General features: G+C 56.5%; 11 protein-coding genes. 5 read left to right on the forward strand and 6 right to left on the reverse strand.

Features of this window, described 5'->3' with window-relative positions:
- Together ACIQ1A_RS09125 and ACIQ1A_RS09130 are read left to right on the forward strand one after the other, a co-directional pair.
- A partial coding sequence (locus ACIQ1A_RS09125; RefSeq protein WP_395770764.1) for a nitrilase-related carbon-nitrogen hydrolase occupies positions 1-290 on the forward strand: 290 nt, incomplete at its 5' end.
- 8 nt (positions 291-298) lie between these two features.
- Complete coding sequence (locus tag ACIQ1A_RS09130; protein ID WP_395770765.1) at positions 299-1,498, forward strand: TraB/GumN family protein; 1,200 nt, start codon at positions 299-301, stop codon at positions 1,496-1,498.
- Positions 1,499-1,505: 7 nt separating this feature from the next.
- Here the strand turns inward: ACIQ1A_RS09130 and ACIQ1A_RS09135 are convergent, their stop codons facing one another.
- From ACIQ1A_RS09135 to ACIQ1A_RS09145, 3 genes are read right to left on the reverse strand one after another with little or no spacing between them, the layout of a single operon-like run.
- A complete protein-coding gene (locus ACIQ1A_RS09135; RefSeq protein WP_395770766.1) occupies positions 1,506-4,652 on the reverse strand; it encodes an efflux RND transporter permease subunit in 3,147 nt (1,048 codons plus the stop codon).
- The gene (locus ACIQ1A_RS09140; RefSeq protein WP_395770767.1) at positions 4,649-8,095 is read right to left on the reverse strand and encodes an efflux RND transporter permease subunit; all 3,447 of its coding nucleotides are present in this window, start codon (positions 8,093-8,095) and stop codon (positions 4,649-4,651) included. Before ACIQ1A_RS09140 ends, ACIQ1A_RS09135 begins: the two co-directional genes overlap by 4 nt.
- Entirely contained in the window at positions 8,092-9,258 is a 1,167-nt protein-coding gene (locus tag ACIQ1A_RS09145; protein WP_395770768.1) for an efflux RND transporter periplasmic adaptor subunit, read from the reverse strand. The genes ACIQ1A_RS09140 and ACIQ1A_RS09145 overlap by 4 nt, the downstream gene beginning before the upstream one ends.
- 150 nt (positions 9,259-9,408) lie before the next feature.
- Between ACIQ1A_RS09145 and ACIQ1A_RS09150 the strand changes: the two genes are divergently transcribed.
- Both ACIQ1A_RS09150 and ACIQ1A_RS09155 read left to right on the forward strand, forming a co-directional pair.
- Positions 9,409-9,732: a c-type cytochrome gene (locus tag ACIQ1A_RS09150; protein ID WP_395770769.1), complete on the forward strand. Its 324-nt coding sequence runs from the start codon at positions 9,409-9,411 to the stop codon at positions 9,730-9,732.
- A gap of 12 nt (positions 9,733-9,744) precedes the next feature.
- Complete coding sequence (locus ACIQ1A_RS09155) at positions 9,745-10,080, forward strand: c-type cytochrome (protein ID WP_395770770.1); 336 nt, start codon at positions 9,745-9,747, stop codon at positions 10,078-10,080.
- Between the two features lie 55 nt (positions 10,081-10,135).
- Here ACIQ1A_RS09155 and ACIQ1A_RS09160 read toward each other — a convergent pair whose 3' ends face one another.
- Positions 10,136-10,915, reverse strand: a complete 780-nt coding sequence (locus tag ACIQ1A_RS09160; RefSeq protein ID WP_395770771.1) for a hypothetical protein — start codon at positions 10,913-10,915, stop codon at positions 10,136-10,138.
- Positions 10,912-11,496 (reverse strand): NfuA family Fe-S biogenesis protein, encoded by a 585-nt coding sequence (locus ACIQ1A_RS09165; protein WP_395770772.1) that lies wholly within the window; start codon positions 11,494-11,496, stop codon positions 10,912-10,914. The genes ACIQ1A_RS09160 and ACIQ1A_RS09165 overlap by 4 nt, the downstream gene beginning before the upstream one ends.
- Before the next feature lie 45 nt (positions 11,497-11,541).
- Between ACIQ1A_RS09165 and ACIQ1A_RS09170 the strand changes: the two genes are divergently transcribed.
- The gene (locus ACIQ1A_RS09170) at positions 11,542-11,883 is read left to right on the forward strand and encodes a 4a-hydroxytetrahydrobiopterin dehydratase (RefSeq protein WP_395770773.1); all 342 of its coding nucleotides are present in this window, start codon (positions 11,542-11,544) and stop codon (positions 11,881-11,883) included.
- Here the strand turns inward: ACIQ1A_RS09170 and ACIQ1A_RS09175 are convergent.
- Positions 11,869-12,582 (reverse strand): RluA family pseudouridine synthase (locus ACIQ1A_RS09175; protein WP_395770774.1); only part of this gene is annotated, 714 nt, incomplete at its 5' end. The genes ACIQ1A_RS09170 and ACIQ1A_RS09175 overlap by 15 nt on opposite strands.

Consider the following 12,582-nt stretch of genomic DNA (forward strand, 5'->3'; position numbering starts at 1 on the left):
TACTGAGTCACCGCGGTCATGCGGTCGCCAATGGCATTCCGGTTTTGAGTTGCAATCGCACCGGCTTTGAACCATCACCCCTTGGCGCCAGCGGCATCCGATTCTGGGGCAGTTCGCATGTTCTCGGCCCACAAGGTGAGTTCCTCGCCGAGGCCGGAACCGATGCCCCCGAAATCCTTTACGCCACCCTTGATCTGGCGCGCAGCGAGCAGGTCCGGCGTATGTGGCCGTTTTTGCGTGACCGCCGGATCGATGCCTATGCCGATTTACTGAAACGCTACCGCGATTGAGCCATCAGATGAGCCTACCCGACTTCGCCGGCCAACCGGTCCGCCAATGCACCGTAAACGGGATCGTCTACACCCTGCTCGGCACCGCCCACGTTTCAGTGAAAAGTCTGGAAGCGGTCAAAGCCGCTATTGATGGCGGCGATTTCGATACCATCGCCGTGGAACTTGACGCCAACAGGCACCGGCAACTCACCCAACCGGACGCGCTCTACAAGCTCGACATCTTCCAGATTATCAAGGAAGACAAAATCGGTCTGGTCGCCGCCAACCTGTCTCTAGCCGCCTACCAGCGCCGCCTTGCCGATCAACTCGGCATCGAACCCGGCGCCGAACTCAAGGCCGCGGCCCAGGAAGCTGAAGTTCGTGGCCTGCGGATGGCGCTGATTGATCGCGATGCCGGCATTACGCTGAAACGCAGCTGGTTAAAACTCGGCTTTTTCAAACGCGGCCAACTTGTGGTCGGACTCGGCACCAGCCTTATCAACTCCGATGACATCGGCGAGACGGAAATCGAACAGCTCAAGGAAGGCGACATGCTGGAATCGAGCTTCGGCGAATTCGCTAAACAGACTCCCGAATTGTACGAAAGTATCATCGCCGAACGTGACCGCTACATGGCGGCCAAATTACTGCAACTACGCACCCATGCCGACGTCAAGAATGTCCTTGCCGTTGTCGGCGCTGGCCATCTGGCTGGCCTTGAACGGGCGTTACAGGATCCGGCCAACACGGATGCGACGGTCATTGCCGATTTGGATACCCTACCGGCAAAATCCGGCGTCCACTGGTTCAGCCTGTTCATCGGCCTGTTCCTGATCGGCGGTTTCGCCTGGGGAATGCACGAAGGCGGCTTGAAGCTGGCCGGTATACTCTTACTTCAGTGGGTGCTGATTACCGGCTTCGGTGGTTTGATCGGATGCATCGCCGCCAAGGGCCATTGGTTGAGCTGCTTGGCCGCATTCGTCGCATCGCCATTTACGCCACTGCATCCGGCGCTAAGCTCGGGCATGGTTTCGGCCTATGTCGAGGCCAAACTCCGCAAACCCACCTACGAAGACCTGCTAAAACTCAAGGACGATACCGTCGAAATCTCCGGATGGTGGAAAAACCGTTTCGCTCGGATTCTGGTGACCTTCATCCTAACCAACTCCGGCACCGCACTGGCGGTCTGGATCGCCGGCGCGGCTTTCTTCATCAAGCTCGGTTGACCGGCCCTCAGGCCGGTTTCACGAAACGTTGCAGAGGCGCTTTGGCTTTGGCCCGCGCGATGACAGCGCTGGTTTTGATGCGTAAATCGTCCAATGCGGCATAGATGGTCGGAAGGAAAATCAGGCTGACGATGGTCGAAAACGCCAAGCCCCCGACCACGGCACGGGCCATCGGATAGTAGGCTGGACCATCGCCGCCAATTTGGGTCGTACCGAAACACAGCGGCAGCATGCCCAGTATGGTGGTACCCATGGTCATCAGAATCGGGCGCAAACGCTCCTTGCAGCCCATAACCAGAGCCTCAGTCCGGGCATGGCCGCTTCGACGCAAGGCATTGATGTGTTCAAACAACACTATGCCGTTATTGACCACCACGCCCATCAGTACCAAGATGCCGATAGAGGCCATGATCGAGAATGTTGTTCCGGTCAATGCGAACAGCCAGAACACACCGAGCGCGGAAAACAGGATGCTGGTCAAAATCGCCAGCGGCATCAGCAATGACTCGAACAATGCGGCCATGACGATGAGAATCATCAACAGCGCGATGAGTGTGTTGGTTCCCATCTGTCCGGCCGCATCGCCGCCGTTGAAGCCGCCCTGGCTCTCGCTCCAGGAATAGCCCGGTGGCAAGTTGCTCAGGACTCGTTTGAACGCCGCCATGGCCTCCTCGCTGGTCACATTATCGGCTTTATTGGCTTTAATGGATAACGAGGTTAATCGGTCCTGACGGTAAATCTCACTGTCACCTTTGCGGATCTCGACATTGATGACGGACATCAGCGGTACCGTGGTGCCGTCCGGACGCCGCAGGGTCAAACCGGAGAGTTCTTGAACACGGAATTTCTCGGCGCCGGCAAAGCGGACCCACATCGGGATTTCCTGGTCGTCCTTGCGGAACTCACGCAGTGTCGTTCCACGCAGGGCGATGCTGATGTATTGGGCGACATCCTGCGCGCTGAATCCGAGCGCACCGGCACGATCACGATCAACACTGACCCGGATCTCGCTATTTTCATCACCGGTATTCAGACGCACGTCGCGTAGTTCTGGCTGCTTGGCCAGAACCGGAATCACCTCGGTTCCAATCTGCTTCAGCATTTCGGTGGAATCACCGCTGAGGAAAATTTCGACGCTGTTATCCTGTCCACCACCGCCGCCGCCAGGGCCGCCGCCGCCCTGAAAACCGACCTCGGCACGCGCAAATTTCGGAATTTCGGAGCGGATCATCTCCTGAACCTGTTCGGATGACATGGCGCACTGATAACCCGAATTCACCAGCCGGATACTGCGGGATACGAAGCTGTTACATGAACGAAGATCGTCACGCAAGGTCAGGTTCATGCCGCCCCAGCCTTGTTCACTGAAGAACACATACACTTGCTTGATCTGGTAGCGCTCACGGTTCCCATCCATGAACTGCTCGACCTTGGCTACCTCATCAGACATCTGTTCGAGCGAATAGGCACCGTTCCATTTGAAATACAGGGACAGTTCACGACCGACTTCGTTGGAATTCATGTCGAACTTGGTGAGCTTGAAAGGCACCATGCTGACCATGACGATGAAAAGAATCCCGAGTATGGAAAGCCGGCGGTTGGCCAGCGTCCATTCCAGGAAACGACCATAACGACGGGTCAATGCCGACACGAAGCCATGGGACTGGGTAATGGCCGGCGGTGTCTTCAACCTTGCGGAAATCATCGGAATCAGACTCACGGCAACTAACCACGATGCAAGCAATGCAATGGTGATGGTTAGCGCGACCTGCGAAAGATAAATCGAGATGAAATTCGTCTCTCCGAACAGATTCGGAAGAAAAACGATAATCGAAGTCAGTGTGCCGCATGAAATGGCCAGCTGTACCGATTTGGTGCCTTCGATGGCACACATCATCGGATTGTCCGGATATTTTTCACGATACTGATAGATGCTTTCGACCACCACCACGGCGTTGTCAACCAGCATGCCAATACCAAGCAGCAGCCCCATCATCGACAGCACGTTCAGGGTCATGCCGGCGAAGTACATCACACCAAGGGTAATGATGATACAGATCGGAATAGCGAGACTGACCATCAGCGTGGAAGGCCAGTGCCTGAGAAAATAGAACAGTACGACAATCGACAGCATTGACCCGATGACACCGGCTTCGATGAGTTCGGCAATAGAACTCTTCACACTTTCGGCGGCATCACTCACGATGATGAACTTGATGCCCGTCAGATCCGGATCCTGCTTGATTTTTTCGATTTCGGCGTTGATAGCATCTGCAACGTTTACTAAATTGGCATTCTGTTCACGCAGAATGTCGACACCGACCGCCGCACGGCCGTCGAGGCGTCTTCCGAAATCCTGGCGCTGCAGTTTGAAACGTACATCTGCGATATCGCCAAGCCTGAGCCCCTTATCATTCAGCGGCAGTTGTCGAAGCTCATCAACACTCTTGATTTCACCGATGGGCTGAACGCGAATACGCCGCTCACGGTCATTGATATCACCGGCGGAAACCGAAAAATTGACGGACTGAAGCTTCGCAGACAACTCATTAAGACCTACGTTGTGACTGGCGAGGCGGACAGGGTCAATGGCGATTTCGACTTCCGGAGGCGGGGCACCAGTGATGTCGACACGGGCCACGCCGGGAATGCGCTCTATGCGCTTCTGGATGGAATTTTGTATCAGCGTGTAACTGTTTTTCAGATCCTGATCGGAAGCAAAACGGACACGCATCAAAGGTTCGTCATTCGGGGAGAATTTCTGAACAAAATAACGCTGGACGTCATCCGGAAGCTCGGACCGGATGGCATCGATGCGGTCTCGCGCTTCGCTGGCGGTGATGGCAATATCACGGTTCCAGTCCGAGAACATCAGGAAGATACCGGCATTGTCGGATCGCGATGTCGAGTTCATCATCGAGATTCCGGGCAGCGTCGACAAGGCCTCCTCGACCGGCCGGGTAATCTGGCGCTCAACTTCCTGCGGCGTGGAGCCCGGATACGGCACGCTGACGAAGACGAACGGCACATTGATGTCGGGGAACTGCTCCAGCGGCAGGCGGACCGCCGCCAGCAGTCCGATGACAATGAGTGAAATGAAGCACATCACCGCCGTGACCGGCCGGCGCAGACTCAACTCGGCAAGACTTTTCACCAGACGCTCCCGCCTTCGAGAACATCATGGTGCAGTGCGCCGCGGGCCTTGTAAAAGCTATCGGGCTTGCGGTCCAGCAGGTCGTAGACAATCGGAATGACGACGAGCGTGAGCAGCGTGGAAACGGTCAGACCGCCGATGACGGTCAACGCCATGGGAGCGCGTACTTCGGCACCTTCGCCGCCGAAGAAGGCCAGTGGCGCGAACCCAAACAAGGTGGTCAAGGTAGTCATGATGATCGGACGCAAGCGCGATTCCGCACCTTGGCAGATGGCATCGCGCTTGGCGATACCCTCCTCGCGCAACTGATTGACCTTGTCGATCAGCACAATGGCGTTCTTGACAACGATTCCGACCAGAAGGATCAAGCCGATGAAGACTACCACCGATATCGGCGACCCGCTCAGCCAGAGCGCCAGCACGGCACCGACCATTGCCAGCGGAATCGAGAACAAAATGACGAAAGGATGCAGCAAGGATTCGAACTGCGACGCCATGACCAGGTAGACCAGGAAAATCGCCAGGCCGAAGGCGAAAAACAGCGAGTTACGCGAACGGTCAAGCTCTTCGCTCTGGCCGCCAAAGGCCATTCGGACATCGGCCGACAACGGGTCAGCTGCCACCATATCACGCACTTGCGACACCGCTGTGCCCAGGTCGATATCCCGAAGATTGGCCGAAATAATCGCGACCCGGGTCTGGTCGACACGGTTGATTTCACTCGGCCCGATGGTTTCAACCACCTGCGCGACCGAAGAAAGGGTGACCGGTTGCGGCGCCGACGGGTTAATGATGATATTCCGGATGTCATCAACTGATGATCTGGCCTGTTCTTCGGCACGGACCAGAACATCGATCTTCCGGTCACGGAAGCTGTAGCGTGTGGCCACTTCGCCACGCACTTGCTTGACCACCTGGTCAGCGATTTGCCGCGAGGTCAGTCCGAGTGCGGCGGCGCGCTCCTGATCGAAGATAATCTGGATTTCCGGATAACCCTGCTCGACGCTGGACTTGACATCGGCGAAGTACTCACCTTTCTGCATCATTTCGGATAGCTTACGCGCCGACTTTTCCAAGGACTTCAAATCAGAGCCGCGGATTTCAATTTCCAACGGGGTTGAGAAGCTGAACAGCTCCGGACGCCCGAACTTGACCTGCACATCCGGGTAGTCACGCATGGTTTCACGCAACCGTTCGGTGATGGCGGCCTCGCTGTCACGGCTGTAACCTTTGCCAAGGACCACACTGAGCTTGGCGATGTTTTCGCCGGACTCGGTCGGGTTGGCATCCAGCCGCGTGCCGGAACCGCTGACGCCATACAATGCCTGGATGTCGGTATCGGCCTTGTGCTTGGCTTGGATGGCACTGACCAGCTGGTCGGTTTCTTCCAGTCGCGTACCGGGAGCCAGCTTGGCGGTCATTTCGAACCGGTCCTGGGCCAACTGTGGAATCAGATCCGAGCCCAGGGTTGTGGCCAGAAGCAGTGAAGCGATAAAAGCCACGGCAGCGCCAGTCAGGATTTTACGAGGCTGCTCAAGCGCTTTTGGCAGGATGTCATGGTAATAGGCTGCCGCGTAATCATAGGGCTTGATGATGATATCGCCGAGCCTGACCATTGCATTGCCGCCGGTTCCTCTGCCCAACCGGCTTAACGCGGCGATGACCCAGGTAATACCGAAAACCACCAAGGGGTAGACCAGACTGAATAGCAGGGCTACGGCATAGATCAGCGCTGTCAACAGCTTGAAGGGAATCAACACAATCCATGCAGCATAGGCTAAGGGCCGTTTCCATTGTTGCTGCAGCGGATATCGCGCCAGATCCTTCAGGCTGGCAAGGAACTGTTGCCATTTTTCCCGGGCAGTCAGTGGTAGCTGATTGTCTTCCGGGAAGGCCATTGGCGAATGTGCTTTCAGCGAAGACAGCATCGGAATGAGTGTCAGGGAAACAATCAGCGAAATCATCAAGGCAATCGAAACGGTCAGCGCCTGATCCTTGAATAATTGTCCTGCCACGCCTTCCACGAACACGAGAGGGAAAAACACAGCCACTGTGGTCAGTGTCGACGCAACCACGGCCATACTGACCTCACCCGCTCCCTTGATGGCTGCATCCAGAATGCCGAGACCGCGTTCACGTGCCTTGGCGATGGACTCAAGTACGACAATGGAGTCGTCGACCACCATGCCCGTAGCCAGCGCCAGACCAGCCAGAGACATGACATTGAGGCTGAGCCCTAGCTGACCCATGAAGAAGAAAGTGGTAACGATGGAAATCGGCAGCGACAGACTGATGACAAAAGTACTCCAGCCGTCGCGCAGGAAGAAGAAAATGATCAAAATCGAGAAAATGCCGCCGAGCAGCGCTTCCTTCTTGACTTCCGATAAAGCGCTTTCGATGAACAGCGAGGCATCTTCGATGGTTGTCAGCTCCAGGCCATCGATCTGATAAACACCGTTTGCAGGTGCCGAAGGCGGACGCCTCGGGGAATCACCTTCATCACTTTGCATGCGTTGCAAAGCCTGCTTGACGGATTTGGCGACGGCAACAGTATTGGCGTCGCCCTCTTTATAAAGCGCGAGCTCGATGGCTTCCCGGCCGCCGACGCGGATGATGGCCTGCCGCTCCTTGTAACCCTGGGTGACGGTCGCAACATCTTTCAGCTTGACCGGAATTCCGAAGGCGGTATTGGCCACCAGCATATCGGCCATGGTATCGAGATCGGCAAATTGGTTGACCGTACGGACCAGATAGCGCTCGCTACCCTCTTCGATTCTGCCGGCGGAAATATTGATGTTTTCCTGCCGCAGCCGGTTGATGACGGTTTCGACCGACAGGTTGAGCTGCGACAGCCGCTCATTATCGATGGCGACCTGGATTTCATCCTCAAGTCCACCTGCGACCTTGACCGCGGCGACACCGTCCACCGGCTCGAGACGCTTCTTGAGGTCTTCTTCGGCAAACCGGCGTAACTGGATCAGCTGGGCTTGGCGGCTGCCGCTGACCTTCTCCGGAAGCACCAGACCGAGGCGCATGATTGGCTCGGTGCTGGGATTGAAGCGCAGCACGACGGGGGATTTTGCTTCGAGCGGCAGTCGCAACAGTTCAAGTTTGTCACGGACTTCCAGTCCAGCCTGGTCCATGTCGGTGCCCCAGGCGAACTCCAGTACGACGTCACTTTGGCCGGTACGTGAAACCGACTTGATTTTGCGGAGATTCTTGACGACACCGAGCGATTCTTCCAAAGGCTCGCTGATCAGGGTTTCGATTTCAGCCGGTGCCGCACCGGTGTATTCGGTTCGGACAGTCAGCGTGGGATAACTCAAATCCGGCAGCAGATTGACCTTCAGACTGCCGAGTGCGATGAGACCGAACAGCACGAAGGTGAACGTGACCATCGCGACGGTAACCCGCCGTCGTGTCGAAAATTCAACCAGACTCATTGAACGGCATCCGCTTTTTTGTCGTCTTTCTTCGGTTGTGCCACGGTCTTGCCGTCAATGGCAATGACAGCCACTACAGCGCCGTCACGGACGCCGACCTTGCCGGCAGTTATGATTCGGTCTCCCGCTTTGAGACCGGAAACGATTTCGGCGATTTCACCGTTGCTATAACCGAGCTTGATCGGGGCTCGTACCGCTTTGCCGGCACGGACCACGTACACGGCCGGATCGGTTTCGTCTTCCAACATGGCTGTCCGCGGAACGGTAAGTACGTTTTCGCGGCGGTCATAGATGATTTCGAAACGGCCGAACATCCCTGGGCGCAGAATCTGCTTGCCATCGAACGCGCAGGTGACACGGAAAGTACCGCTGCCGGCTTCCATGACCGGACTGACCCGGTCGACCCGGCCTTCGAAAGCCTGTCCGGGCACGGCATCGACGATCATACGTACGGGCATCCCGGATTTGATCAGCGCCAACTCACGCTCGGGGACATTCATGACCGCTTCAAGGTACTGTGTGTTGACGATGCGGAAAACCGGAGCGTTCAAGGTCACCAGATTTCCCTGCTTGACCATGCGTTGCGCGATGACGCCGGAAATCGGCGCGGTGACATTGGTATAGGACAGTTCCAGACCGGCCAGATTCAGGCTGGCCTTGGCCGACTCCAGATCGAAGCGGATCTGGTCATGTGCTTCTGCCGAGATCAGGTTCTGTTTGCGCAGCTCCTGGGCGCGGGCGAAATTGTTACTGAGCTTGTTTACGGTAGCCTGCGAACGCTGGACTTCCAATTGCGCCCTAGCAGGATCAATTCGTGCAAGCACCTGCCCCTGACGGACAGTATCGCCCTCCTCGGCCAACTGCGCCACCATGACACCGGAGCTTTTTGCCACGACTTGGGCCTCGTTGGGTGCTTCAAGGTTGGCGGTGCCGGCATAACTGGCGTTGATGCTCTGGTTGGACACGGTCACCACCTCAACCGGCACAGCTTCGGGCGCCTTGGGCGCTCCGTCCTTGCCGTCCTTGCCGTCCTTGCCCTGCTCGGCACCATTTGCGGCTTTGCCTTTGTCGGCACCATCCGGCTTGCCGCCACAGGCGGCCAAGGCCAGAGCGATGGCCAACATGAGGGTCGCAGTTTTTACGTGTTTGTAGGAAGGATGCATGGGCTTACCGGTTACCATAACAGGGGAAATTAGTGGAAATGGTAACGGGAATAGTGCCCCTGTGTACCTGCCTAAAGTCATACATACTTGCCTGATTCCGGTGAATTTTAGGTATAATTGGCGGACTTTAACCCAATTCGGCATTTTGCTATGACCAAAACGTCCCTCTTCATCGGTTTAGTGCTGGCTCTGGCCGGTAGCACCTGCCTAGCCAAAGGCGATGCCCAGAAAGGCAAGGCCTTGGCTTATACCTGCACCGGCTGCCATGGCATTCCCGAATACAAGAATGCCTATCCCAGCTACCATGTTCCGAAAATCGCAGGACAGAACGAAGCCTACATCGTCAGCGCACTTAATGCCTACGCGAAAGGTGAGCGTAATCATCCGACCATGGGCGCGCAGGCCAAAAGCTTCAGCGCCCAGGACATCGCCGACATCGCCGCCTATGTTTCAGCGCTGAAAACGGCTAAATAAAGGATCCCCACGATGAAGACCAATACTCTCCTCGCATTCGCGCTGTTCTGCCTCGCCGGTCAAGCCGCCGCCATTGGCGTCAAAGGCGATGCCGCCGCCGGTAAGCAGAAAGCCACCGCCTGCGCCGCATGCCATGGCGCCGACGGTAACAAAACACTCGACAATACCTATCCGAAGCTGGCCGGGCAATATCCGGATTACCTGCTGAAAGCTTTGAAGGAATATAAGTCCGGCAAACGCGTCAACGCGGTCATGGCCGGTCAAGCCCAGGCACTGACCGATGCCGACATGGCCAATCTGGCGGTTTACTACGGCTCGCTGAAAGGTCAAATGGGCGTCGTAAAGTAATCCTGCGCCTCTTCAATGAAACAAAGCGGACTCCGGTCCGCTTTTTTCTTGGCAATTATTTAGCGGCAGGTTTTTGGCATTCCTGTTCGTACAGTCGGCGTGTTCGCCGCCATTCAGTCTGCGTCTTGGCCGAAACGATGAGACCCCACCAAGCCTGACATTGCTTCTCCTCCAGCGGGCTCAGCGTATCGGGATCATCGCGCGGGACGAAATAGCCGTCATCGTTAGCGGTAAAGCCGCAACCGCCCGATGCCGCAAGTACCATCAAACTGCATTTCAGAAACGCTCCCGGTCTGCCAGGTATCGGAATCTTGACTGTCGCCGTGGTTTTCTCAACAGCCGCCTCTAGCACGCGTGTTATCCGCGGTTTATCCCCCTGCCAGGCCTCGTCGAAACGTGTCGACCGGTAATCCAATGCCACGGGGCGCTTGAGCAGAGCGTCCATGTCATCGAGCCCGTCCCTCTGGATATCGAACTGACGCGATTGTCCGTTCTTCAGGAATTCATCCTTGGCTACCTGCGGAATCCAGACCCGTCCCTCGCCGTCAACAATTCTCAGAGCCGCATTCTCACTGGCCGCCGCAGGTGATTTGACTGGCTCGCTGACCTTGAATGCCGATGATGCTGATTCTTCCGGGGATGGGCGATTCTGTTTCGAAACCCTCTCTCGCGGCACGGCCGGCAGAACCAGGGGCTTGCGTATGACGAATTCAACCACCGTACGTGTCTGCCAATCCTGCTTCTGAATCCCGTAACGCGTGATGGCATCGAGCCAGAACAGAAATCCGATATGTCCGGCAAGAATCAGGCCGAACAGCAGAGCTCGTGCGATCAACGTGGAATGAACGGCGCCGAACCGGAGCTATGGTCGGTCGCATCACGGACGGCGCTGATCTGAGGTATCTTCGCCATCATGGTTTTTTCGATGCCTTGTTTGAGGGTGACGTCTGCCATGCCACAGCCGTGGCAGCCACCGCCAAAACGCAGGTAGACGACATTATCGGCATCGATGGAATCCAGACTGACCTTGCCCTTGTGCGATGCCAGCTGAGGATTGATTTCGGATTCAATCAGCCACATGACCTGATCGGCAAGCGAGCTTTCCGCATCCGGAGCCTTACCCTTGATATTGGGAGCGCGAATGGTCAGCTGACTGCCGGTCGCTGTTGCACTGATGTCGATGTGGGCGCCGTCAAGGTATTTGACGCTGGCTGAATCGACATACAGCACGAATCCGGCGCACTCGACCTGCCACTCATCTCCGAGCAGATCACCGGCATCGGCGAACTCGAGCCGGGCATCGGCTGAGGGGGTGCCGGGATTCATCGCGCTGACGCGGATGCCCACGGCATCGCCGCCTTGGCTTTGCAGGAGTTGCCGGAAGTGGTTCTGTGCGGATTCGGTGATTTCAATCATGTTGTCATTTTACCTTAAACTAGTGAAACCCCCATGAATGGAACGATGATGGATACGCCTCTGTTGCAACAGCATTGCCGACCGTTAAGCGGTTCGGAAAACCGGCTTGATGCCCGTCAGGTGGAAACGCTGATGGCCCTGCTTAACGGCTGGCAGCTGACCGAACATGGACAGGCACTTTTCAAAATCGTTCCGTTCGAGAATTATCATCAGACCATGGCGTTCGTGAACGCATTGGCATTTATCGCCCACCACGAAGACCACCACCCAGATCTAGGTGTGCATTACAACCGTTGTGAAATCCGGTTTTCCACGCACGATGTCGGTGGCTTGAGCCTGAACGACTTCATTTGTGCCGCCAAAACCGATGCTCTACTCATCCGCTAAGCGGTCCAATACGGCATTAAGCTCGGGCGCCAGCGGCGCGTTCAGCGTGTAAGGCGATTGGCCGTCGTTCAATACGAACTGCATGGATGCCGCATGCAGGAACAGGCGCTTGAGCCCGTAGTTTGCGGCCAATTTCTTGTTGGCATCCTTGTCCCCGTACTTGTCATCACCGGCCACCGGATGCCCGATATGGGCGGCATGCACGCGAATCTGATGGGTGCGGCCCGTTTCAATGCGGATTTTGCAGAAACTATGGCCACCCCGCCGTTCCAGCAGGGTGAAATGACTGGTCGAAGCCTTGCCGGCCGGATCGACCCGGACCATGCGCTCGCCACCGCGGATGACCGATTTCTGCAAAGGGGCATTCACAGTCATGGTGCCATTCGGCATTTTTCCCACGAGCAAGGCCAAATATTGCTTTTCTGGCCCTTCTTCTTCATCATCGCCACGCATCAATGCCTGTAACTGCAGCAGGGCTGAGCGTTTTTTCGCCAAAACCAGAACCCCGGAAGTATCGCGGTCCAATCGGTGGACCAGTTCGAGCGGCTCATTCGGACGCAATGCCCGAAGCCCCTCGATGACCCCGAAGGACACCCCGCTGCCGCCATGAGTGGCAATCCCGGAGGGCTTGTTCAGGACCAACAAGGCTTTGTCCTCAAAAACGACACTGGCCGCCAGGCGCTCGAGCATGGACTTGGG

Source organism: Arenimonas sp. (genome assembly GCF_044353605.1).
In the GTDB taxonomy this organism is placed as follows: domain Bacteria; phylum Pseudomonadota; class Gammaproteobacteria; order Xanthomonadales; family Xanthomonadaceae; genus Arenimonas.